This is a genomic window from Streptomyces sp. NPDC029956 (genome assembly GCF_055574655.1).
Map to the genome: position 1 here is coordinate 1 of NZ_JBVHZJ010000061.1, position 22,456 is coordinate 22,456.

Annotated in this window: 17 protein-coding genes; 3 read left to right on the plus strand and 14 right to left on the minus strand. The window is 71.9% G+C overall.

Annotated features, from left to right (window positions below):
- Nucleotides 1–387: 387 nt before the first annotated feature.
- Nucleotides 388–4,299, minus strand: coding sequence for an endo-alpha-N-acetylgalactosaminidase family protein (locus tag ACZ4XX_RS33475; RefSeq protein ID WP_468511621.1), 3,912 nt, complete (start codon nucleotides 4,297–4,299; stop codon nucleotides 388–390).
- Between the two features lie 131 nt (nucleotides 4,300–4,430).
- Nucleotides 4,431–4,940 carry a hypothetical protein gene (locus ACZ4XX_RS33480; RefSeq protein ID WP_209496962.1) on the minus strand — a complete coding sequence of 170 codons (510 nt, stop codon included), beginning with the start codon at nucleotides 4,938–4,940 and terminating at the stop codon, nucleotides 4,431–4,433.
- 252 nt (nucleotides 4,941–5,192) lie between these two features.
- Here ACZ4XX_RS33480 and ACZ4XX_RS33485 point away from each other — a divergent pair, with 252 nt between their 5' ends.
- Complete coding sequence (locus ACZ4XX_RS33485; protein ID WP_468511622.1) at nucleotides 5,193–5,804, plus strand: YceI family protein; 612 nt, start codon at nucleotides 5,193–5,195, stop codon at nucleotides 5,802–5,804.
- A gap of 158 nt (nucleotides 5,805–5,962) precedes the next feature.
- Here ACZ4XX_RS33485 and ACZ4XX_RS33490 read toward each other — a convergent pair whose 3' ends face one another.
- The gene (locus tag ACZ4XX_RS33490; protein WP_468511623.1) at nucleotides 5,963–6,628 is read right to left on the minus strand and encodes an ankyrin repeat domain-containing protein; all 666 of its coding nucleotides are present in this window, start codon (nucleotides 6,626–6,628) and stop codon (nucleotides 5,963–5,965) included.
- 12 nt (nucleotides 6,629–6,640) lie between these two features.
- A complete protein-coding gene (locus ACZ4XX_RS33495; protein ID WP_468511624.1) occupies nucleotides 6,641–7,840 on the minus strand; it encodes a serine hydrolase domain-containing protein in 1,200 nt (399 codons plus the stop codon).
- Between the two features lie 123 nt (nucleotides 7,841–7,963).
- On the opposite strand from ACZ4XX_RS33495, the gene dnaN reads away from it, so the two are divergent.
- Complete coding sequence (gene dnaN, locus ACZ4XX_RS33500) at nucleotides 7,964–9,064, plus strand: DNA polymerase III subunit beta (protein WP_468511625.1); 1,101 nt, start codon at nucleotides 7,964–7,966, stop codon at nucleotides 9,062–9,064.
- An 8-nt stretch (nucleotides 9,065–9,072) separates the two neighbouring features.
- On the opposite strand, the gene ACZ4XX_RS33505 is transcribed toward dnaN, so the two are convergent.
- The 8 genes from ACZ4XX_RS33505 to ureA form a co-directional block, all read right to left on the minus strand.
- Nucleotides 9,073–10,425, minus strand: coding sequence for a hypothetical protein (locus ACZ4XX_RS33505; protein WP_468511626.1), 1,353 nt, complete (start codon nucleotides 10,423–10,425; stop codon nucleotides 9,073–9,075).
- Between the two features lie 65 nt (nucleotides 10,426–10,490).
- Entirely contained in the window at nucleotides 10,491–12,113 is a 1,623-nt protein-coding gene (gene cimA / locus ACZ4XX_RS33510; protein WP_468511627.1) for a citramalate synthase, read from the minus strand.
- Between the two features lie 282 nt (nucleotides 12,114–12,395).
- Nucleotides 12,396–13,724 carry an MFS transporter gene (locus ACZ4XX_RS33515; protein ID WP_468511628.1) on the minus strand — a complete coding sequence of 443 codons (1,329 nt, stop codon included), beginning with the start codon at nucleotides 13,722–13,724 and terminating at the stop codon, nucleotides 12,396–12,398.
- 66 nt (nucleotides 13,725–13,790) lie between these two features.
- A complete protein-coding gene (locus ACZ4XX_RS33520) occupies nucleotides 13,791–14,345 on the minus strand; it encodes a TetR/AcrR family transcriptional regulator (protein WP_468511657.1) in 555 nt (184 codons plus the stop codon).
- An 87-nt stretch (nucleotides 14,346–14,432) separates the two neighbouring features.
- Nucleotides 14,433–14,873 carry a hypothetical protein gene (locus tag ACZ4XX_RS33525; protein WP_468511629.1) on the minus strand — a complete coding sequence of 147 codons (441 nt, stop codon included), beginning with the start codon at nucleotides 14,871–14,873 and terminating at the stop codon, nucleotides 14,433–14,435.
- Nucleotides 14,874–14,916: 43 nt separating this feature from the next.
- On the minus strand, nucleotides 14,917–15,933 hold the full coding sequence (locus tag ACZ4XX_RS33530) for an agmatine deiminase family protein (protein ID WP_468511630.1): 1,017 nt from the start codon (nucleotides 15,931–15,933) through the stop codon (nucleotides 14,917–14,919).
- Between the two features lie 29 nt (nucleotides 15,934–15,962).
- A complete protein-coding gene (locus ACZ4XX_RS33535; RefSeq protein WP_468511631.1) occupies nucleotides 15,963–17,645 on the minus strand; it encodes an urease subunit alpha in 1,683 nt (560 codons plus the stop codon).
- Nucleotides 17,645–18,418 carry an urease subunit gamma gene (gene ureA / locus ACZ4XX_RS33540; protein WP_468511632.1) on the minus strand — a complete coding sequence of 258 codons (774 nt, stop codon included), beginning with the start codon at nucleotides 18,416–18,418 and terminating at the stop codon, nucleotides 17,645–17,647. The genes ACZ4XX_RS33535 and ureA overlap by 1 nt, the downstream gene beginning before the upstream one ends.
- 147 nt (nucleotides 18,419–18,565) lie before the next feature.
- Between ureA and ACZ4XX_RS33545 the strand changes: the two genes are divergently transcribed.
- Entirely contained in the window at nucleotides 18,566–19,987 is a 1,422-nt protein-coding gene (locus tag ACZ4XX_RS33545; protein WP_468511633.1) for a cytosine permease, read from the plus strand.
- Nucleotides 19,988–20,018: 31 nt separating this feature from the next.
- Here ACZ4XX_RS33545 and ACZ4XX_RS33550 read toward each other — a convergent pair whose 3' ends face one another.
- A complete protein-coding gene (locus ACZ4XX_RS33550; RefSeq protein ID WP_468511634.1) occupies nucleotides 20,019–21,107 on the minus strand; it encodes a branched-chain amino acid aminotransferase in 1,089 nt (362 codons plus the stop codon).
- A 259-nt stretch (nucleotides 21,108–21,366) separates the two neighbouring features.
- Nucleotides 21,367–22,407, minus strand: coding sequence for a 3-isopropylmalate dehydrogenase (locus tag ACZ4XX_RS33555; protein WP_468511635.1), 1,041 nt, complete (start codon nucleotides 22,405–22,407; stop codon nucleotides 21,367–21,369).
- Nucleotides 22,408–22,456: the final 49 nt, after the last annotated feature.

Sequence of the window (22,456 nt, forward strand, 5' to 3'; positions counted from 1 at the left end):
CGCATGCTGCGCCTCGGTCGCACGGTCACTCGGGCCACGGAGAGCCTGCTCACGCAGGACATGCAGCTCGGCCACCCGGCCACGGGCGTCAGCGGGCTCGCTCGGGATCTGGTCCACAACGGTCATGTACCGACCCTACGAAGTCGGACAAGAAAACCCCGCCGTCGACTCCGTACAGTCTCGCGTGTCGATTCCTGGTGGGGCTGGACAGAACGGCGAACTGTTCAGCACGAGTCAACAGCCAGGTACCCCTCGTGTTTGTAGGGGTTCAACATAGACCTCAGTGGTCCCGGATCCGTCGTCCCCTCACGGCCACCCGAGGTGGCCGAGGGCGCCGAAGGGCCCGCGACCCCCGAAGGGTCGCGGGCCCGGTGTCTCGCCCCGCGGTCAGCCTCCGCAGTGGAAGCGGGCGCTGCCCCAGTCCGCGTGGTCGTTCCCGTTGCCGTCGCCGCCGTCGGAGACCACCAGGTCGACCCAGGTGGCCCCGGTGACGTCGGCGGTGAGCGACCAGGCGGCGTCCGTGGCCTTGAGGACCGGGGAATTCACCCGCTCGGCGCCGTCGGCGAGGACGCTGAACCGGACGCTGCCCCGGCTGGTCTGGACGTCGTCCACCCCGACCTCGGCGGTGAGGGAGGTGCAGCGGCCGCCCAGGTAGTAGCGGACCTTGGCGGGCGCGTGGCTGCCCAGGCCCTTGGCGTACGTCACTCCCCCGATCCGCAGCGGGGAGCCGTCGCCGGTGCCGGTCTCGCCGTTGGAGAGGTCGCGCTCGACGGGGCCCCAGCCGTTGGTGGCCGAGGTCCAGTCGAGATCGCTGGCCCAGCTGTCGGCGGTGGGCGGCGGGGGCAGCGTACGGACGGTGGTGGCGGCGGTGAGCTTCCGCTCGCCGCCCCCGACGGCGTAGGCGAGGGACGCGTCCAGGCTGTACGGCCGGTAGGCCGCGTCCACCGGGGGCGTCACCTGCCAGGTGGCGGTGGCCTTCCCGCCCGGCGCGACCGTGCCGAGGGTGACGGGCGCCGCCGGTTCGGCGGTCCAGCCCGCCGGGAGGCTGAGCCCGGCCAGGGCGCCGGAGACGTCGGTGGCCTCGTCGTTGGCGAAGGTGGCCGTGACCTGGTTCGGGCGGCCGGGCTCCAGGGTCTCGGGCGCGGTGAGGGTGAGCGTGCCGCAGGCGGCCCGCTCGGCGGCCGGACCGAGGTCGGTGACGGTGAAGGCGTCGAGGACGAAGTCGGCACCGTCCGGGGCGTCACCGCGCTTGCGCAGTCCGGTCCAGGTGTCGCCGCAGCCGGCGGTGACGGTCTCGGAGAAGTGCCCGCTGTCCCGCTGCTGCCCGATCGGGGTGCGGCGGGTCTCCACGGAGGTGCCGTTCGCCCGGTCGTAGCCGGTGATCCATTCGTACGCGCCCGGGTGGCTCGACCGGTAGTCGTACTCGACGCGGTAGGTGCGGCCGTCCTTCATGGGGACGGTCCAGGGCGCGGTCCGGTAGACGAGTCCGCTGTTCTCGTCGTGGGACTTGAGGGACTCGGCACCGCCGATGACGTCGTCGATCAGCTTCCCGTTCCAGCCGGCCTGGGTGTAGGGGGCGTGGAGCTGGGCGATGTGGGTGCGCGGGTCGGTCGTGCCGCCCGCGTCGCCCTTGAGGAAGGGGCCCCAGCCCTGGTCGACGGCTTCGAAGTCCTCGTACACCACGGTCCCGGCCTTGGTGGCGGGGTCGTCGGCGACGATCCGGACGTCGTCGATCCGGACGGTGGCGGTGCTGCCGCCCGCGGCCTCGATCCTGAGCGGGGTGCCGCCCCGGGGTGCGGTGAAGGTGACCTTGGCGCGCTGGAAGCGGGTGCCGTTCCAGTCGGAGGCGGCGACCCGGTCCTGGAGGGAGGAACGTTCGACGGTGACGGACCGCCCGCCGACGGAGAGGGTGGCGGGTCGGGTGGCACCGGGCTGGACCTCGATCAGGGCGGAGGCGGTGTACCGCCTGCCGGGGGTGAGGCCGGTGATCCGCTGCTCGACCGAGGCGGTGGCGGTGCCGGAGAGCTTCGCGCTGTTGCGGCCCTGCTCGTCGGTGTCGCGGGCGACGGTGCCGGTCCTGGTCCAGGCGCCGAGCTCCGCGTCGTTGAAGCCGGGGTCCTTCACCGGGGTGCCCTGGCCCCACTTCGGGGCGGGCTGTGCGGGCGCGCGGTCGGGGTGGAGGACGTAGGGCTGTCCGGCGTCGGCGTCGAGGGTGATCTTCCCGTCGGTGGGCCGCACGGTGGCGGTCTTCACGCGCCCGTTGTCGGTGAGCTTGTACACGGAGTACGAGCGGACGCCGGCCGGGACGGCCCAACTGGTCGTGCCGCCGGCCTTGTTGTAGTGGTAGAACTTCTTGCCGCCGTCCCACGGGAGCAGATACGTCTCACCGTCGAGGACCTTGCGGCCGTCGTCGTAGAAGGTGCGCGCGCCGTTCTCCACGGTGCCGCGGACCCCGCCGGTGAAGGTGATGTCGTTGCCGTTCCAACGGGTGATCCGCTGCTGCTGGAGGTACTTGGCGGGCAGGTTCCGCTGCCAGATGTTGGCGGTGAAGTCGTTCCAGTCGGTCTCGCCGGTCCAGCCCTCGAAGTCGACGAGGGCGGTCTGGCCGAGGACGGGGTGGTTGTTCCAGACGTCCTTCTCGCCGTTCCGGATGAAGCGCACGATCTGCGAGTTGAGGCCCTTGTTGGTGGCGCCGCCGTAGTCGAGGTCGTTGGCCCAGTGGGACCAGAGGGAGGCCCGCTCGAACTTCTCGGACCACTCGGTGGCGACGTTCCAGCCCTGTGCCTGGACGGCTCGCATCGTCTCGTCGGCGATCCAGCCGTGGGTGTAGTAGACGTCGATGTAGAGGGTGGAGAGGTTGCGGTCGGTCTCGTCGCGCAGCTGTCGGAAGCGGCGGGCGAGGTCACCGCTGTTGATGTCGCGGCGCTGGTCGATGTAGTAGCTCTGGTTGAGCCAGTTCCAGCCGGGCTTGGTCCTGTCGACGAGGGTCTCGCTGAAGTTCTTCGCCTCGGGGTAGGACTCGGTGGCGTTGACGTGGACGCCGAAGTCCGCGCCCCACTTCCGGCCCTCCTTGAGCAGGACGTTGAGGTCGGTGAGGCCGCCGGCCCGCTTGTTGTAGTTGCCGCCGTAGTCGGGGTGGGCGGAGTCGTGCCCCTCGGATCCGTACCCCTTGAGCAGCGCGAACTGGCCGAGGCCGTCGGTGGAGAGCGAGATCCGCTTGACGTCGTCGAGGGTGCGCAGGAAGGGGTGGGTGGCCTGCGAGGCGAAGTTGAACGGGATGTGGGCGACGACCCGGTCGGGGGTCTCCTCGCTGCCCGGGGCCTTGATCCCGATCGTACGGAAGGCGATGGCGCCGTCCTGCCAGTCGGTGGCGCCGTCGGCGTTGGCGTCGGGGGTGACCACGACCTTGACCCAGGGCAGGCCGTCGCCGCTCGCGGGCTTCGGGGCGCCCTCGCCGCGGTAGGTCCACTGGCCGGACCAGACGCCGACGCGGGTCTCGGTGCCGGTGCCGGTGGTCTGCTTGCGGGCCTGGTGCCAGAAGCGGGCGCCGTCGCGGGCGGAGGCCCCGGTGGGCTCGTCGTAGCTGGAGTTGGACTCGACGGCGGCGGCGAGCCGCCCGGTGCTGACGATCGCGTAGCTCGCGCCCACCGGGGCGGCCTCGGCCGCGGTCGCGTCGGTGACCTGGGCGAAGACGTCGGCGGTACGGGTGGAGTCCGGGTCGAGCCGGGTGAAGGCGGTCGCGGCGCCGGCGTCCGAGGAACCGACGGAGACCAGGTCGTGGCCCGGTATGTCGAGGGTGCCGACCCGGAAGCCCTCGGTGTCGCGGACGGCGGTCACCCGGAACGTGGTGGCCCGCCCGTCGACGCTCAGCCGCGCGTCGATCTCGACGCCGGGCAGGTCGGGGAAGGTGAGGGTGTACGCGGCGGCGGAGGCGGTCAGGACGGGGGCGCCCTTGGCCCGGACGGCGTGCGCGGTGCCGTTGAGGACGATCTGCGTGACCGGGGCCGTACTGCCGAGGAGCCGGGCGCCGCTCGCCCGGTCGGTGTACGAGAGGACGCGGGGGAAGTCCTCGGCGACGGCGACGGAGAGCCGGCGGGAGGAGATGACGGGGCCGTCGGAGACCGCGGTGCCGGCTGCCGCGATGCCGGTGGCCGCCGCGTCGGCGGCCGCGGGGACGGCTGCCGCGCCCTCGACCGTGGCTCCCTCGGCCAGGGCGGGCCCGGCCAGGGCGAACACGGCGGAGGAAGCGACGGCGAGCGCACAGGCCGCACGGATTCTTCGCGAAGGGGGGAGGGACATGCGCTCTAGTTGGCCCCGCCCCGGCGGCACCGTCAACGAGATCGCGCCGCGCGGGCCCCTCCAGTCCAAGAACCCCCTTCGGTTAGTCCAAGTGACCGCCGAAGAGGGCTCTTTCGGACCGGAAGCGCCGGTCAGCAGCCGCCGCAGTTGTAGAAGGTCACGTCCCAGTGGTTGCCCTCGTCCGCGTAGACGTTGCCCGCTCCGGACTTCCACTGCGGGGCGCCGTCACCGCGTACGCCGATGTACGTGAACGTGTTCTTCACGTAGTTGGTGACGCAGGTGGCCTTGCCGAAGTCGAGCTTGTAGCCGTTCCAGTGGGAGTACGTGCCGCTCGCGTGGCCGGTCTCGGTGCCGCCGGTGATGTTGAGGGCGCAGCCGCTGGCGCTCTTGAGGGTCTGGGCGCCCTGGGCGGTGGCCAGGTTGAGCTGGTCGAAGGACGTGCAGGTGGCGACGTTGCGGTTGGAGCAGCCGCCGGAGGAGGACCAGGTGATCCCGGAGGACCGGAACATCGAGGTCGCGGTGGCGTGGCTGATCTTCGTGACGGCGTGGGCCTCGCCCGCGGCGGTGAGGACGCCGACGCCGGGCGCGAAGAGCGCGCCGAGGACGAGGGCGAGGGCGGTGAGGACGGAGCGGAGCTTCATGGGGTTGCCTCCTGCTGGTGACCGTGGCGGTGGGGACGGTGGTGCAGGTGGTGCTCTGGTGCTCTTCGCGCAGGGAGATGGTGCCGCAGTTCTACGCGCGTCCGCCAGAGGGCGTCGGCACCTTGTCGGGACCGTTCGGGTGAACATCTTCCGGAGATGTTGAAAGTTGAACGGAATGCGTCTACAGTCATTCTCGTTGAAGGTTCAACAAGAACCGCTCGACACACGTCCCCGATCAAGGAGCTGTCCGTCATGGGTTTCTTCAACCGCAAGAGCAACGAGTCCGCCGTCGCCGTCGCCACCCTCCCCGTGGACCCGGCCCTGACCGCCCTGACCGGCGACTACACCATCGACCCGGCCCACAGCAGCATCGGCTTCACCGTCCGTCACGCCATGGTCACCAACGTCCGCGGCACCTTCGCCGAGCACGAGGGCGTCCTGAAGCTGGACGGCGCCAACCCGGACGCCTCCACCGCCTCGATCGACGTCAAGATCGGATCGATCGACACGGGCATCGCGGACCGCGACGGCCACCTGCGCAGCGGTGACTTCTTCGACGTCGAGCAGTTCCCGCTCATGACGTTCCGCTCCCTGCGCGCCGAGCAGCTGGGCGGCGACACGTACCGGATCACCGGCGACCTGACCATCAAGGACGTCACGAAGCCGCTCGCGATCGACCTGGAGTTCAACGGCTCCGCGACGGACGTCTACGGCAACGAGCGCGTCGGCTTCGAGGGCTCCGCCGAGATCCTGCGCTCCGACTGGGGCCTGACCTGGAACGCGGCCCTGGAGACCGGCGGCGTGATGGTCAGCGACAAGGTCAAGCTGAACTTCGACATCTCCGCGATCAAGAACGCCGCCTGAGTTCGATCCCGGCCCGCCCGATCCGGCCCGCCCGACCCTGGTCCTGGTCCCGGTCCCGGTCCTGGTCCTGGTCCTGAAGTGACACGAGCGCGCCCGCCCTCCGCAGCAGCGGAAGGCGGGCGCTCGGCGTTGCACGCCACCCGACATCGCGGCGTGGTTCAGCGCCCTGCGCGGGCGGCGTGGGCCGCTCGGGCCGCTCGGGCCGCTCGGAGGACGGCCTCCTCGATCTCCTGGAAGGCGGCGGCGTGCTCCGGAAGGCGCCTGGCACCGCCGCGAGCCCGGGCGACGCACCGCGGGGTGGGGACGGCGCCCCGGGCGAGCAGATGGCGGACCGTGTCGGGGGCGGGCGTGCCCGCCACCCATTCGAGAGGGGTCTCCCCCCTCTTCGACCGGTCTTCCAGGTCCGCGCCGTACTCCAGGAGCAGGTCGACGAGCGGCACCCGGTCCTCGACCACGGTGCCGGTCACCGCCGTGACGAGGGGGAGCAGGTTCTCGCGCCTGGACTGGATGCCCGTGGAGGCTCCTGCGTCGAGGAGGAGCCTCACGATGTCGGTGTGTCCCCATGCCACGGCCTGGCAGAGCGGCGTCTGCTCCTCGTACTCCCCGGTGTACTGGTGGGGGTCGGCGCCCGCGCCGAGGAGGAGGGTGACCACCTCCGTGTGCCCCTTGGTGACCGCCGTGTCCAGAGGCGTGGGCCGGTACCGCTCCCGCGCGTCGGGGTCCACGCCCGAGGCGAGGAGTTCCGCGACGAGCGCCGCGTCGCCGGCCTCCGCCGCCCGGCCGAGCCGTTTCACGTCGTCCAGGGGTTCGCCCCTTCGAGGCATCCGCTGGTCACGTCAAACGCCCCTGACGGCCGCACCGGACATGACGCCTTGGCGTGCGGCCGCCGCGACCACCGCCGGGATCAGGCGGTCGTTCTCGACGGCGCCGGGGCCCGCGGCGAAGCCGAAGCGGCGGCGGGCGTAGCTGTAGGCGAGGCCGGTGGCCGGGTCGGCGAAGGCCTGGGAGCCGGGGGCGCCGCTGTGGCCGACGGCGAGCGGGCCGAGCACCGGGTGCCGGGTGGCCAGCGGGACGAAGCCGAGGCCGAAGGCGTTCGGCCTGCCGGTCACCAGGTCCTGGCCGGAGGAGTGGGGCCGGGCGAACTCGGCCAGGGTGTCCGGCTTCAGGAGCGGGGCGCGGCCGTCGAGCTCGCCGGCGATCGCCGCGTACATCCGGGAGAGGCCGCGCGCGGAGCCGATGCCGCCGCCGGAGATCGGCGCCCGGGCCCGTACCGTACGGGAGTTGGCGTATCCGACGATGTCGAACGGCGGGTCCGCGTGGAAGTTGAACGCGATGGCCATGAGGCTGTCAGGGGCGATCGGGTTCTCGTCGAGGAGGGCCTGCTCGGCGGGCGTCGGCCGCATCGGCAGGGCCGTACGGAAGCGGGGCTCCAGCTCCTCGGGCAGGCCCAGGTAGTAGTCGAGCGCGTACGGGGCGCGGACCCGCTCCTCGAACAGCTCCTGGATCGTCCGTCCGGTGGCCCGCAGAACGACCTCGCCGACGAGGGGGCCGATCACGAGGGCGTGGTAGCCGTGGGCGGTGCCGGGCTCCCAGAAGGGGCGCTGGCCCGCGAGCCGTGCGGCGACGGCCCGGTCGTCCGCGAGTTCGTCGGGGCCGAGGCCGCCGTCGGCGCCGATCACGCCGGAGCGGTGGGCGAGCAGCTGCCGCAGGGTCACCTCCCCCTTGCCCTCGGCGGCGAACTCGGGCCACCAGGAGGCGACTTCGCGATCGAGATCGAGCACGCCGTCCTGGACGAGCAGGGCGGTGACCAGGGCCATCGCCCCCTTGGAGGAGGAGTAGAGGCCGAGGAGCGAGTCCCCGTCGACACCGTCGCCACCCCAGAGGTCCACGACGAGCCTGCCCTGATGATGGACGGCGAGCTGGGCTCCGCCGTCACGTGCCTCGTCCGCCACGACGGTGGCGAACTCCTCCCGTACGGACTCGAATCCGGGCTCCACCGTGCCGTGGACACGTCCCTGCACCTGACCGTCGCTCATCGCGCTGCTCCCCCTGCTACGTCGCCGACCTGTTCGGCGATCTCAACGGTCGAGGGATCGGTTTCCTTCCCGTGCGCATGCCGGCCGACGGCATTGTCAGTGGTGGCGTCTAGCGTCGACGGCATGGAATTCCGTATCGACAGCGGCGTGTTGACCGATGCCGTGGCCTGGGCCGCGCGCGTCCTGCCGGCCCGCTCCCCCATGCCCGTCCTCGGCGGTCTGCTCCTGGAGGCGGCGGGCGGCCGGCTGCGGGTCTCCGGCCTGGACCACGAGGCCTCGGCGCGGGTCGAGGTGGAGGCCGACACGGACGTCGAGGGCCGGGCCCTGGTCCTGGGCCGGCGGCTGCTCGACATCTGCAAGGTGCTCCCCCGGGGCCTCACGGAGCTCGCCGTGGAGGGCGCCCGTCTCTCGGTCACCTCGGGCGACGCCCGCTTCGGCCTCTCCCTGCTGCCGCTCGACGACTATCCGGCCCCGCCCGCGCTGCCCGAGGTCCGCGGACTGGTGGACGGGGACGCCTTCGCCGCGGCGGTCGGCCAGGTGGCCGTGGCGGCGGGCCGGGACGACTCGCTGCCGGTCCTCACCGGGATACGGCTCGCCCTGGACGGCACGACCATGACGCTCGCGGCCACCGACCGCTACCGCTACGCGGTCCGCACCCTGGAGTGGAAGCCGGAGTCCGACGGCGGCGAACCGGCCGACGTGGTCGTCCCGGCCCGGCGGCTCACCGAGATCGCCCGCTCCCTGGCCGGCTCGGGCCCCGCCCGGCTCGCCCTGGACGGCGGCTCGATCGGCTTCGAGAGCGGCGGCCTGCGCACCACCACCCGCCTCCTGGACGGCCGTCTCCCCCGGCACGACAAGCTCTTCACCCTCGGCGACCACGCCATGGCCGCCACCGACCGGGCTCCGCTCACCGAGGCGGTGAAGCGGGTCGCGGTCGTCGCCGAGGGCGACAGCCCGGTCCAGCTGACCTTCACCCCCACGGCGATCCACCTCCAGGCGGGCTACGAGGACGACGTGGCCTCCCAGCACCTCGCGGCCGCCCTCACGGGCCGGGACACCCTCACGGTCGCCTTCAATCCCGGCTACCTCCTGGACGCCCTGACCACCCTGGACTCCCCGAAGGTCCACTTCCACCTCCTGGGCCCGGGCCAGCGCGCCCTCCTCACCGACGGCCCGGAGCCGACCCACCGCCATCTGCTGATGTCGGTGAAGCCACTGGTGTGAGCGACCGCCTAGAAACCGCCACCGCCGTCGAAGCCGCCGCCACCTCCGAAGTCGCCGCCCCCGAAGCCGCCGCCGTCGCCGAAGCCGCTGCCGCCGAAGTCGCCGGAGTCGAACTCGGCGCCGGAGACGTCGCCGCCCTCGAACTCGCTGCCGCCGTACTCGGCCGCGTAGGCCGGGGTGGAGAGCATCGAGCCGAGGACGGTGCCCATCAGGAGGCCGGGGAGGAGGCCGCCGCCGAAGTAGCCGCCGGCCCAGGGGCCGTAGGCCGGGCCCGCCTCCCAGTACGGGCGGCGGACGCCGTCCGCGTCGACCGTGCGGGCCATCGGGTCCAGGCCGTCGTCGAGGCGGGACGCGTCGGCGGCGCAGACCGGGACCTGGCGGGCGGTGCCGCCGCCCGGCGTCCAGGTGCGGTCCTCGACGGAGGGGCCGTGGCGCGGGTCGAAGAAGCAGGGGGCGCGGCGCTCGGGGAGCGGCCGGGACTCGCGGCGGGCGGCCAGGACGGCGAGCGAATGGCGGCCGTCCGCCAGGGCCTCGGTGACGGGTCGGACGTCATGGGGCCGGGCGGCGGAGGCCATCAGGGACTTCGCCTTGTCGTAGGCGTCGAGGGAGTGTTCGTAGTCGCCGCGCATGGCGTCGTCGGCGCCCGCCTCGGCGGGGTGGAAGTCGAGGCGTTCGAGTTCCTCGCCGAAGGCGGTGATGTCCTCGTCGACGACGACCCGGAGCTTGTCGAGTGCGGCGCGCTCCTCGGCCTCCTTGCGGAGCCGGTTGCGGCGGACGACCGCGTAGGCGCCCGCGCCTCCGGCGGCGACCACGGCGCCGAGGGTCACGAGGCCGGCGACGGGGACGCCGTCGTCGGTGCCGGCGGAGCCCCAGCTCGCGGGGGCGGAGCCGCGCATGGTGGGCAGGGCCTGGTCGACGAAGTTGTCGAGCTCGGTGGCCGCGTCGACGCCCGGCTGCTTCACGGAGGTGACGAGGTTCCGTACGGCCTGTTCGGACATGACGGCGCGGTCGGCGCCCGCATCGAAGCCGTCGCCGAGGCGGACCGCGTACAGGCCGGTGATTCCGGTCTGGGTCCGCAGGTTCTGGAGGAGGTCCTCCGGCGGGAACTGCGTGCTCGCCGGCAGGACGGCCACGAACAGCGGCTTGTCCGCGTTCTTGATCTTCTGGGCGAGGGCGTCCGCCTCGGACGTGGACAGCTGGTCGGCGGCGCCCGGGTCGACGTACACCGGGCCCTGTTTCAGGGCGGCGGCCGCGTCGGGTATCCCCGTGGCCCTGGCGCCCGCGGAGGGGGCCAGGACCAGGAGCAGCAGCAGTATCAGCCCGCCGAGGGCCGACAGTACGGAGAGCGGCCTGGTCCTCATGACTCGACGCTACCCGAAGCGGGACAAACAGGATATAGAGGAGCGGTCGGGGTTGCAGGCGCGCGCTACTCGGCGGGGTCGATCCCGGCCCGCAGCACTCCGTACGTGAAGGCGTCCTCCAGGGCCTGCCAGGAGGCGGCGATGACGTTCTCGCCGACGCCGACCGTCGACCACTCGCCGTTGCCGTCGCTGGTGGTGATCAGGACACGGGTGGTGGACTCGGTGCCGTGGCGGCCCTCCAGGATGCGGACCTTGTAGTCGACCAGCTCGAACTTGGCGAGCTGCGGGTAGATCCGCTCCAGCGCGAGGCGCATCGCGCGGTCGAGGGCGTTGACCGGACCGTTGCCCTCGGCGGTGGCGACGATCCGCTCGCCCTTGGCCCAGAGCTTCACGGTGGCCTCGTTGGCGTGGGTGCCGTCGGGGCGGTCCTCGACGATCGCGCGCCAGGACTCCGTACGGAAGTAGCGGCGGGCCCTGCCCTCGGCCTCCTCCCGGAGGAGCAGCTCGAAGGAGGCGTCGGCGGCCTCGTACGTGTAGCCCTGGAGCTCGCGCTCCTTGACCCGCTCGACGACCCGGGCCACGAGCGCCCGGTCGTCGCCCAGGTCGACGCCGAGCTCCTTGCCCTTGAGCTCGATGGAGGCCCGGCCGGCCATGTCGGAGACCAGCATCCGCATGGTGTTGCCGACCAGCTCGGGGTCGATGTGCTGGTAGAGGTCGGGGTCGACCTTGATCGCGGAGGCGTGGAGCCCGGCCTTGTGCGCGAAGGCGGAGACGCCGACGTACGGCTGGTGGGTGGAGGGGGTGAGGTTGACGACCTCGGCGATGGCGTGCGAGATCCGGGTCATCTCGGCGAGGGCGCCGTCGGGCAGCACCTTCTTGCCGTACTTGAGCTCCAGGGCCGCGACGACGGGGAAGAGGTTGGCGTTGCCGACCCGCTCGCCGTAGCCGTTGGCGGTGCACTGGACGTGGGTGGCGCCGGCGTCGACGGCGGCCAGCGTGTTGGCGACGGCGCAGCCGGTGTCGTCCTGGGCGTGGATGCCGAGGCGGGCGCCGGTGTCGGCGAGGACGGTGGCGACGACGGCCTGGATCTGGGCGGGGAGCATGCCGCCGTTGGTGTCGCAGAGGATGACGACATCGGCGCCCGCCTCGTACGCGGCGCGGACGACGGCCTTGGCGTAGTCGGGGTCGGCCTTGTAGCCGTCGAAGAAGTGCTCGCAGTCGACGAAGACGCGGCGGCCCTGGGAGACCAGGTGGGAGACGGTGTCGCGGACCATCTCCAGGTTCTCGTCGAGGGTGGTGCGCAGGGCGAGCTCGACGTGTCGGTCGTGCGACTTGGCGACGAGCGTGATGACCGGGGCGCCGGAGTCGAGGAGGGCCTTGACCTGCGGGTCGGCGGCCGCGTCGCCACCGGGTCTGCGGGTGGCGCCGAAGGCGACGAGCTGCGCGTTCTTGAACGCGATCTCCTGGCCGGCGCGGGCGAAGAACTCCGTGTCGCGCGGGTTGGCTCCGGGCCAGCCGCCCTCGATGAAGCCCACGCCGAACTCGTCGAGGTGCCGGGCGATGGTCAGCTTGTCCGCGACGGTGAGGTTGATGCCTTCACGCTGTGCCCCGTCGCGCAGCGTCGTGTCGAAGACATGGAAGCTGTCGTCGAGGCGCTGGCTCTGGCTCTCGGCGTTCTCCGTGGTCATGACTGTGATGGCTCCTGTCGGATGTGGCTCCGGAAGGTCTGGATCCACTTGCCCCCATTCTCACGCGACGTCCGCTTCCGGCAGGGGTGGGGCCGGAAAACGAAAAAACCCCTCGCGGGTGCGAGAGGTCTGCGCGCGGGTCTGAGGCACGGTGTCCACTGCCGCGGGGGTCGTGCCGCGGATCAGTGGCCACTGCGGACCGGCGCGCTGCTGCCGATAATCACCGTGGTAGCAAGCACGCCGGAAGTCTGACACAGGTGACGGCCCGGCGGGACGGTGGTCTCACGATACGGGCATCTGGTCCCGCTTCCGCCCGGGCGCCGCCGCGCCGTCCGTCCCGACCCGGCCCAGGTCGATGTCCCTGGTCTCCCGCATCGTGAGGTAGACGACCAGGGAGACGGCCGCACAGCCCGCCACGTACCAGTAGAAGCCCGACTCGATGCCCGCGTCCTTGAACCACAGGGCCACGTACTCGGCGGTGCCTCCGAACAGCGCGTTGGCGACGGCGTACGGCAGGGCCACGCCGAGGGCGCGGATGCCGGTGGGGAAGAGCTCGGCCTTCACGCAGGCGTTGATGGAGGTGTAGCCGGTGATGACGACGAGCGCGAGCAGGGAGAGCCCGAGGGCCGGCCAGAAGGAGCCCGCGTGCTTCAGCATCGTCAGGATCGGCACGGTGAGGAGCGTGGAGCCCACCGCGAAGGTGATGAGCAGCGGGCGGCGGCCGATGCGGTCGGAGAGCCGGCCGGCCAGCGGCTGGAGGCAGGCGAAGACGATGAGGGCGCAGAAGGAGACCAGGGTCGCGGTCTGCTTGGGGAGGCCGGCGGAGTTGGAGAGGTACTTGGTGAGGTAGGTGGTGTACGTGTAGTACGCCACGGTCCCGCCCATGGTGAGCGCGACGACGAGGAAGGCCTCGCGCCGGTGCGCCCACAGCGCCTTGAGGGTGCCCTTCTGCTCGCTCGCGACCCCGTCGTCGGCGGTGGTCTCGTACACCTCCGTCTCCAGCATCGTGCGGCGCAGGTAGAAGACGACGGCCGCGCCGAGGGCGCCGAGGACGAACGGGATGCGCCAGCCCCAGCTGTGCAGGGCCTCGCCGGACAGGGTGTGCTGGAGCACGAGCAGCAGGCCGAGCCCGAGGATCTGGCCCGCGGTCATCGACACGTACTGGAAGCTGGAGGCGAAGCCGCGGTGCTCCGGGGCCGAGGCCTCGGTGAGGTAGGTGGCGCTGGCGGCGTACTCGCCGCCGACGGAGAGCCCCTGGAGGAGGCGGGCGATCAGGAGGACGGCGGCGCCGCCGTATCCGGCGACGGAGTAGGTGGGTGCGACCGCGATGAGGAGCGCGGAGGCCGACATCAGGGTGACGGTGAGGGTGAGGGCCGCCTTGCGGCCCTTGCGGTCGCCGACCCGGCCGAGGAGCCAGCCGCCGACGGGGCGCATGAAGAAGCCGACGGCGAAGATGCCGGCGGTGTTCATGAGTTTGGCGGTGTCGTTGCCCTCGGGGAAGAAGGCCCCCGCGAAGTAGGTGGCGAAGCTCGCGTACACGAACCAGTCGAACCACTCGACCATGTTGCCGGCGGAGCCGACCCAGATCTTCTTCCAGTGCTCTCGTCCCATGGTCCGGAACCGTGCCGGAGGTGACGCCGGGGCAACAAGGGTGTAGGCGACAACGATCCCGTGTACTTACGTGCGTTGTGGTCGCGGCAACAGGTCCTGCTCGATGAACTCCCGTACGTGCGAAAGGACCTGCTCGCGACCGGTACCGGGTACGCCGACCGCGACGTGCACGCTGAAGCCGTCCAGGAGGGCCCTCGTACGGGTGGCGAACCGGTCCGGGTCGACCGGTCGGAACTCGCCCCGCGAGACCCCCTCGGCGAGGATCGCGACCAGGTCCCGGTGCCAGGCCCCCTCGATGGCGGCCTGGCGGGCACGGGCGTCGGCGTCGGCGTTCTGGGACCGGTTCCAGACCTCCAGCCACAGGGTCCAGTGCGGATCGCGCGGGCCGTCGGGCACGTACACGTCCACGTACCCGTCGAGCCGCTCGCGCGCGGTCCCCGGCCGGGACAGCAGCGCACTCCGCTCGGCGCCGAGCCGCCCCTCGCTCCACTCCAGGGTCTGGAGCAGCAGCTCGTCCTTGGTGCGGAAGTAGTAGAGCAGGTGCCCGCTGCTCATCCCGACCTGCCGCCCGAGCCCGGCCATGGTCAGCCCGTCGAGCCCTCGCTCGGCGATGGTGTCCATGGCGGCGGCGAGCAGTTCCTCGCGGGGAGGGGCGGCGTTGTTGCGTCGCCGGGGTACGGCGGGGTCGATACGGGTCACTCGTCTGTTCTACCTCACGCTTCCGTCGGCGTTCCGTCCGAAGGCGGCGCTCAGGACGTCGGGGAGGTCCTGGGCGGGCACGGTCGCCCGCAGTTCGGCGAGGACGGGCCCGAACCGCTCGTCGTCGATCATGCCCAGGTACTCCTCGCGGAGCCCGCGGATGATCTCCACGAGTTCGGGTCTCAGCCGCATCCACCCCCGTGACGTGCGGATCTCCTCCGCCACGTACTCCATGAACCAGCACATGACGTCGTACGGGATCCGATGGTGACCCGACACGGGGTCGACGCACACGGTCGGCTCCCGCGCCGGGTCCTCGTCCGGTACGACCGCCGTGACGAGAGTCCGGTTGTCGGTGACGTCGTTCAGCTCCAGGTACCAGGCGTCGTCCGGTACGGCGTACAGGATCTGGAGAGCGTAGGCGGCGCCCTCGTGGGTGATCAGCGGCATGGCCGCAGGCTGTCACGCGGCCCGCGCCCGTCGCCAAGGGGTTTCAGACCCTCGGCTGCTGCTGCGTGATGCAGTGGATGCCGCCGCCGCCCGCGAAGATCGTGCGCGCGTCGACCAGGACCACCTCGCGCTCAGGGAAGAGGCGGCGGAAGATCTCGGCCGCCAGTTCGTCGTGCGGGTCGTCGAAGGAGCAGAGGACCACGCCGTCGTTGCACAGGTAGTGGTTGATGTACGAGTAGTCGACCCAGTCGCCCTCCTCGTCCTTGAGGACGGTCGGGGCCGGGATCTCGACGACCTCCAGGGGGCGGCCCTGGGCGTCGGTCTGGCCCCGCAGGATGCTCACGTACATCCGCGAGCGCTCGTAGTCGGGGTGGGCCGGGTCCTGCTGGCTGTGGACGAGGACCGTGCCGGGCCGGGCGAACGCGGCGACGATGTCGACGTGGCCCTGGGTGCCGTAGAGGCCGTAGTCGCCGCTGAGGCCGTGCGGGAGCCAGATCGCCTTCGTCGTGCCGAGCCTGGCGTGGATCTCGGCCTCGACCTGCTCGCGGGTCCAGCCGGGGTTGCGGCCGCTGCCGAGCTGGACGGTGTCGGTCAGCAGGACCGTGCCCTCGCCGTCGACGTGGATCGCGCCGCCCTCGTTCACGAGCGGCGAGGAGAGGACGGGGACGCCCGCCGCGTCCGCGACATGGCGGGCGATCTTCGAGTCGTGCTCCCAGCGGGCCCAGTCCTGGCCGCCCCAGCCGTTGAACACCCAGTCCACGGCGGCCAGTTCGTTGCCGTCGGTGACGAAGGTCGGGCCGATGTCCCGCATCCAGGCGTCGTCGAGGTCCCGCTCGACGAGATCGACGTCCGCACCGACGAGGGTGCGGGCGGACTCGGTGTCGCCGGGCGCCACCACCATCGTGACCGGCTCGAAGCGGCGTACGGCACGGGCCACGGACGCCCAGGCCGTACGGGCCTCGGCCAGCTCGTCGGCGTCGGTGAAGGTGGGGTTGGGGCTGGGCCAGGCCATCCAGGTGCGCTCGTGCGGCATCCACTCGGCGGGCATGCGGTAGGTCATGGTGACAGGTCCTAGAGGAACTAGAGGAACTAGAGGAAGTAGAGGCGGTTGAGCGAGACGGAGTCGACCGCCTCGGAGCGGATCGGCGCGCCGTCGAGCGAGACGAGGCCGGTCCGGCCGTCGACCTGGACGTCTCCGGTGCGGGAGTTGAGCCGCAGGTCGGCGGGGCCGATGCCGCGCGTACCGCGCACCGGCACGCGGCGGCGGCGGGTCGGCATCCGGTCGGAGCCGAGGTCGACGGCCGCCTGGGCGACGAAGGCGACCGAGATGTCGGCGGGCGTGGTGCCGTGCCCGCCGAACAGCGGTCCGAGGACGAGCGGTTCACAGGTGTCGGTGGCGGCGTTCGGATCGCCCACGACCCCCCATGCGGGGAAGCCGTTCTTGATGACCATCTGCGGCTTCGCACCGAAGAACGGGGGCCGCCACAGCACGATGTCGGCCATCTTGCCGACCTCGATCGAGCCGATCTCGTGGGCGAGGCCGTGGGCGATCGCCGGGTTGATGGTGAGTTTGGCGATGTAGCGCAGCACGCGCGCGTTGTCGTCGTGCGCGCCGTCACCCTCCATCGGTCCGAGCTCGGCCTTCATCTTCCCGGCCATGGCGAAGGTCCGGCGTACGGTCTCGCCGGCCCTGCCCATGCCCTGCGCGTCGGAGGAGGTGATCCCGATCGCGCCGAGGTCGTGCAGCACGTCCTCCGCACCCATCGTCCCGGCCCGGATCCGGTCGCGCGCCATCGCGGCATCACCGGGCAGGTCGGTCTTCAGGTCGTGGACGGAGACGATCATCCCGTAGTGCTCGGCGACGGCGTCGCGGCCGAAGGGGAGCGTGGGGTTGGTGGAGGAGCCGATGACGTTCGGCACGCCCGCCATCTTCAGGACGTTGGGGACGTGCCCGCCGCCGCAGCCCTCGATGTGGAAGGCGTGGATCGTACGGCCGTCCAGGACCCGCAGGGTGTCCTCGACCGACAGGCACTCGTTCAGGCCGTCGCTGTGCAGGGCGACCTGCACATCGTGCTCCTCGGCCACCCGCAGGGCCGTGTCGAGCGCACGCGTGTGGGCGCCCATGTCCTCGTGGACCTTGAAACCCGACGCCCCGCCCTCCGCGAGTGCCTCCACCAGCGGCGCCGGGTCCGAGGACGAACCCCGGGCCAGGAAACCGATGTTGACCGGCCAGGCGTCGAAGGCGCCGAACGCGTGCCGCAGCGCCCACGGCGAGTTCACGCCGACGCCCCACACCGGGCCGAACTCCTGCCCGATGACCGTGGTGACGCCGCTCGCGAGCGAGGCCTCCATGATCCGGGGCGACAGCAGATGGACATGGGTGTCGACGGCTCCGGCGGTGGCGATCAGCCCCTCGCCGGAGACGATCGAGGTGCCGGTGCCGACGACCACGTCCACGCCGTCGAGGGTGTCGGGGTTGCCGGCCCGGCCGATCGCGTGGATCCGGCCCTCGCGGATGCCGATGGACACCTTGCGGACGCCGAGGACGGCGTCGATCACCAGCACGTTGCTGATCACGACGTCGCAGGTCTCGCGGACGGCCGCCGCCTTGAGGTGCAGGCCGTCGCGGGCGGTCTTGCCGAAACCGGCCAGGAACTCGTCCCCCGGCCGCTGCGAGTCCGACTCGACGCGGACGACGAGACCGGAGTCGCCCAGGACGACACGGTCGCCGGCGCGGGGGCCGTGCACGGATGCGTACTCGTACGGGTCCATCACTTGCCTTCCTCGTCGGACGGGGCGCCCTCGGACGGGGCGCCTTCGGAGGGAGTGCCTTCGGGGAGGGCGCCCTCGGCCGATGTGCCTTCGGGCGGCACACCCAGGTAGCCGCAGGCCGCCGCGCGTCGCAGGGCCTCCTCCCGTGCGCCCGGCGCGTCGAGCGGGCCGTCGACCAGGCCCGCGAAGCCGATGGCGACGCGCGCGCCGCCGATCGGCACGAGCCCGACCTCCGCCTCGCCGCCCGGGTCGAAGCGGAAGGAGGCGCCTGCCGGGATGGCCAGCCGCATGCCGTACGCGGCGGACCGGTCGAAGTCGAGGCGCGGGTTGACCTCGAAGAAGTGGAAGTGGGAGGTGACGCTCACGGGGACCGTCGCCGTGTTCCGTACGGGGAGGGTGAGCGTCGGCTCGGACGCCGGGTGCCCGGGGCCGGGCAGCAGCGCGCCCGGCGCGGCCGCGCCCAGGCCGCCGCCGCCGATCGGGGCGGAGACGACCGCGAGCCGCGAGCCGTCGTCGAAGACGGCCTCGACATGGACCTCGGTGACCACGTCGGCGACACCGGGCAGGACGTCGTCGGGGCCGAGGACCGAGCGGGCGGCCTCGATCGCCTCGGCGAGTCGCTTGCCGTCGCGGGCCGCCTCGCAGACCGTGTCCGCGATGAGCGCGGTCGCCTCGGGGACATTGAGCCGCAGACCGCGGGCCCGGCGGGCACGGGCGAGCTCGGCGGCGCCGAAGAGCAGCAGCCGGTCGCGTTCCGTGGGGGTCAGTCGCACGTCCGAAACACCTCCTGTTTGAGCGACACTCTAAATGTTGGGAGGCTTTCTTCCAAGCATTGACGCGGGGTACAGGCACAGGTCACATTGAGCGTCGCTCTAAACATGTTCGCCGTAGCCCCGCCACTCCCTTCCCCAGGAGGCCCCATGCCGATCGAACAGCGCGGAGTCGACACCGTGCCCGAGGCCGAACGCACCAGCGGCCCCCGGGATCTCGTCGCGATCCTGCTCGGTTCCAACCTCTGTCTGGGGGTGATCGTCTTCGGCTGGCTCCCGGTCTCCTTCGGCCTCGGGCTCTGGGCCTCGCTGACCTCCGTCGTCACCGGCACCCTCGTCGGTGTCGCCGTCACCGCCCCGCTGGCCCTGGTGTCGCTCCGTACCGCCACCAACCTCTCCACCTCCTCCGGCGCCTTCTTCGGCGTACGGGGCCGGCTGGTCGGCTCGGTGGTCGGACTGCTGCTCTCGCTGGGATACACCGCGCTGACCCTCTGGATCGGCGGCGACGTCATGGTGGGGACGCTCGCCCGGCTGGTCGGCCTGCCGGCCGGAGGTGCCACGCACGCCGTCGTCTACGCGCTGCTCGCCGCCTGCACCGCGGTCGCCGCGGTGTACGGCTACCGGCTGCTGCTCAGGCTGAGCAAGGCGCTCGCCGTCGTCATGACCGTGCTCCTGGCCCTCGGACTCCTCGCGTACGCCGGGGACTTCACGACGGCGGCGGTGCCGGACACCCCGTACCTGCTCGGCTCGTTCTGGCCGACCTGGCTGCTCTCGGCGGTGGCGGCGGGCCTCAGCGGACCGGTCGCCTTCATCACCCTGCTCGGCGACTACACCCGGTACGTCTCGTCCGAGCGGCACAGCTCCCGCTCCGTCTGGCGGGCCACCTGTCTCGGCCTGGTCGTCGGGCTGCTGATCCCCCAGCTCTTCGGTACGTTCACGGCGCTCGCCGCCCGCGGCGGGCTCGACTACGCGGGGCCGCTGGTCGCCGCCTCGCCCGCCTGGTACCTGGTCCCGCTGCTCGTCGCCGCCACCGCCGGATCCGTCGGCAACGCCGGCCTGATGCTGTACTCGATGGGCCTCGACCTGGACGCCATCCTGCCCCGGGCCACCCGGGCCCGCACCACGCTCGTGGTCGCGGCGGTGGCGACGGCCTTCGTCTTCCTCGGCCACTTCGCCTCGGACGCCCAGTCGGCGATGACCTCGTTCGTCCTGCTCCTCACGGCGATCGGCACGCCGTGGGCGGTGATCACCCTGATCGGCCATGTGCGCTGCGGAGGCGCGTACGACCCGGAGGCGCTCCAGGTCTACAACCGGCGCTCGCGCGGCGGGATCTACTGGTTCTCGGCGGGCTGGCACCCGCGCGCCACCGCCTCCTGGGCGATCGGCGCCGCGGTCGGCCTCGCCGCCGTGTCGACGCCGGTGTACGAGGGACCGCTGCTGGCCCTGACCGGCGGGATCGACTGCAGCTTCGTGCTGTCGGGGCTCGTGGGCGGCTCGCTGTACGCGGTCCTGACGCCGAACAGGGCTCCCGGGACCACGACGGTCCCGGAAGCCCTGACAGCTGCGGAGTAGGGGCGACCAGCCCCGCTCGTGCATCCAGCGACTAGCCCAGCTCGTGCATCCAGCCGTGGACGTCCTCGGCCTTGCCGGTCTGGACGGCGAGCAGCGCGTCGCGCAGCTTCATGGTGACCTCGCCGGGCTCGCCGCCCGACTGCCGCCACTCGCCCCGCTCGGACTTGACCGTGCCGACCGGGGTGATCACGGCGGCGGTGCCGCAGGCGAAGACCTCGGTCAGGGTGCCGTTCTCACTGTCGGTCTGCCACTGGTCGATCGAGACGCGGCCCTCCTCCGGCTCGAGACCGAGGTCCGCCGCCAGCTTGAGCAGCGAGTCACGGGTGATGCCGGCGAGCAGCGAACCGGTGAGGGTGGGGGTGACGAGCTTGTTCCCGTACACGAAGTACAGGTTCATGCCGCCGAGTTCCTCGACCCACTTGTGCTCCACGGCGTCGAGGTAGGCGACCTGGTCGCAGCCCTTCGCGGCGGCCTCGGCCTGCGCGAGCAGCGAGGCCGCGTAGTTGCCGCCGGTCTTGGCGTCGCCGACGCCGCCGGGGACGGCGCGGACGCGGTTCTCCGACAGCCAGATGGAGACGGGCTTCACGCCACCGGGGAAGTACGGGCCGGCCGGGGAGGCGATGACGACGAAGAGGTACTCGTTGGCCGGGCGGACGCCGAGGCCGACCTCGGTCGCGATCATGAACGGGCGCAGGTAGAGCGAGGCCTCGCCACCGTGCTCCGGAACCCACGCCTTGTCCTGCTGGACGAGGACGTCACAGGCCTCGACGAAGGTCTCGACGGGCAGCTCGGGCATGGCGAGCCGGCGGGCGGAGGCCTGGAAGCGGCGGGCGTTGGCGTCGGGACGGAAGCTGGCGACCGAGCCGTCGGGGCGGCGGTAGGCCTTCAGACCCTCGAAGATCTCCTGCGCGTAGTGCAGGACGTTGGTGGCCGGGTCCAGGGAGAGCGGGCCGTACGGCACGAGCTGGGCGTCGTGCCAGCCGCGGCCCTCGGTCCACCGGACGGTGACCATGTGGTCGGTGAAGTGGCGGCCGAATCCCGGGTTGGCCAGGATCGCCTCGCGCTCCGCGGCGGACAGCGGGCTGGAGGAGGGCTTGAGCTCGATCGTGGGCGTCGTCATGAGTGCGTGTCCTTCACCGGTTGTGTGGGTAGGACCGCGCGCGCACGCCGTTCTCGGAGACTGGCTGTCCCTGACGAGGTGGACGTCCGAGCATGCCCGCATGGCACGGCCCCACGTCCGATTATCGCTCGCGGGGACCGGTGCGGGAAACGGGTGTACGCGGTCCTGGGTTCGAGGGGGGCACCCGGGGCCGCGCAAGGGTCAGCCGCCGGGCGCCGTGGCGACCCGGCGGCTGCTGTGGAATGTCAGTCCGGCCGGGTCAGCTGGCTACTCGCGCGGCGAGCGCGTCGCCGATCTCGTCCGTCGTGCGGACGCTGTCGCCGCGCTCGGTGAGGTCGGCCGCGACGGCCTCCTCGACCCGGGCGGCCTCGGTCTCGTAGCCGAGGTGGCGCAGCAGGAGCGCGACGGAGAGGACGGTGGCCGTGGGGTCGGCCTTGCCCTGGCCCGCGATGTCCGGGGCCGAGCCGTGGACCGGCTCGAACATGGACGGGAACTCGCCGCTCGGGTTGATGTTGCCCGAGGCGGCGACGCCGATGCCGCCGGAGACGGCCGCGGCGAGGTCGGTGATGATGTCGCCGAAGAGGTTGTCGGTGACGATCACGTCGAAGCGGGCCGGGTCGGTGACGAGGAAGATCGTCGCGGCGTCGACGTGCAGGTAGTCGGTGGTGACCTCGGGGAACTCGGCCGCGACCTTGGTGAAGATGTTCGTCCACAGGTGGCCGGCGAAGGTCAGCACGTTGTTCTTGTGGACCAGCGTGAGCTTCTTGCGCGGGCGGGCCTGGGCGCGGGCGAAGGCGTCCCGGACGACTCGCTCGACACCGAAGGCGGTGTTGACCGAGACCTCGGTGGCGACCTCGTGCGGGGTGCCCTTGCGGATGGTGCCGCCGTTGCCCGTGTACGGACCCTCGGTGCCCTCGCGGACCACGACGAAGTCGATCTCGGGCTGCCCGGCGAGCGGGGTGGCGACGCCGGGGAGCAGCTTCGAGGGACGCAGGTTCACGTGGTGGTCGAAGGCGAACCGGAGCTTCAGCAGGAAGCCGCGCTCCAGGACGCCGGACGGCACCGACGGGTCGCCGATGGCGCCGAGCAGGATGGCGTCGTGCTTCTTGAGCGAGTCGAGGTCGGCGTCGGTGAGGGTCTCACCGGTGGCGTGGTAGCGCGTGGCGCCGAAGTCGTACTCCTCGGTCTCCAGCTTCACGTCCTGGGGAAGGACGGCCGCGAGGATCTTGAGGCCCTGGGCCACGACCTCCTGGCCGATGCCGTCGCCGGGAATGACTGCGAGATTGATGCTGTGAGACATGTCGGCACCCTACTCTTCGTCCCATCGTCTGACACGTCTCGTCCATCAT

Excerpts from the sequence above, each read along its gene's own strand:
- ACZ4XX_RS33545 (WP_468511633.1), top strand. The coding sequence starts at position 18,566 with ATGCCGATCGAACAGCGCGGAGTCGACACCGTGCCCGAGGCCGAACGC.
- ACZ4XX_RS33535 (WP_468511631.1), bottom strand. The coding sequence starts at position 17,645 with ATGGACCCGTACGAGTACGCATCCGTGCACGGCCCCCGCGCCGGCGAC.
- ACZ4XX_RS33485 (WP_468511622.1), top strand. The coding sequence starts at position 5,193 with ATGGGTTTCTTCAACCGCAAGAGCAACGAGTCCGCCGTCGCCGTCGCC.
- ACZ4XX_RS33520 (WP_468511657.1), bottom strand. The coding sequence starts at position 14,345 with ATGGACACCATCGCCGAGCGAGGGCTCGACGGGCTGACCATGGCCGGG.
- dnaN (WP_468511625.1), top strand. The coding sequence starts at position 7,964 with ATGGAATTCCGTATCGACAGCGGCGTGTTGACCGATGCCGTGGCCTGG.
- ACZ4XX_RS33475 (WP_468511621.1), bottom strand. The coding sequence starts at position 4,299 with ATGTCCCTCCCCCCTTCGCGAAGAATCCGTGCGGCCTGTGCGCTCGCC.
- ACZ4XX_RS33505 (WP_468511626.1), bottom strand. The coding sequence starts at position 10,425 with ATGAGGACCAGGCCGCTCTCCGTACTGTCGGCCCTCGGCGGGCTGATA.
- ACZ4XX_RS33495 (WP_468511624.1), bottom strand. The coding sequence starts at position 7,840 with ATGAGCGACGGTCAGGTGCAGGGACGTGTCCACGGCACGGTGGAGCCC.
- ACZ4XX_RS33480 (WP_209496962.1), bottom strand. The coding sequence starts at position 4,940 with ATGAAGCTCCGCTCCGTCCTCACCGCCCTCGCCCTCGTCCTCGGCGCG.
- ACZ4XX_RS33515 (WP_468511628.1), bottom strand. The coding sequence starts at position 13,724 with ATGGGACGAGAGCACTGGAAGAAGATCTGGGTCGGCTCCGCCGGCAAC.
- ACZ4XX_RS33550 (WP_468511634.1), bottom strand. The coding sequence starts at position 21,107 with ATGACGACGCCCACGATCGAGCTCAAGCCCTCCTCCAGCCCGCTGTCC.
- ACZ4XX_RS33555 (WP_468511635.1), bottom strand. The coding sequence starts at position 22,407 with ATGTCTCACAGCATCAATCTCGCAGTCATTCCCGGCGACGGCATCGGC.
- ACZ4XX_RS33530 (WP_468511630.1), bottom strand. The coding sequence starts at position 15,933 with ATGACCTACCGCATGCCCGCCGAGTGGATGCCGCACGAGCGCACCTGG.
- cimA (WP_468511627.1), bottom strand. The coding sequence starts at position 12,113 with ATGACCACGGAGAACGCCGAGAGCCAGAGCCAGCGCCTCGACGACAGC.
- ACZ4XX_RS33490 (WP_468511623.1), bottom strand. The coding sequence starts at position 6,628 with ATGCCTCGAAGGGGCGAACCCCTGGACGACGTGAAACGGCTCGGCCGG.
- ACZ4XX_RS33525 (WP_468511629.1), bottom strand. The coding sequence starts at position 14,873 with ATGCCGCTGATCACCCACGAGGGCGCCGCCTACGCTCTCCAGATCCTG.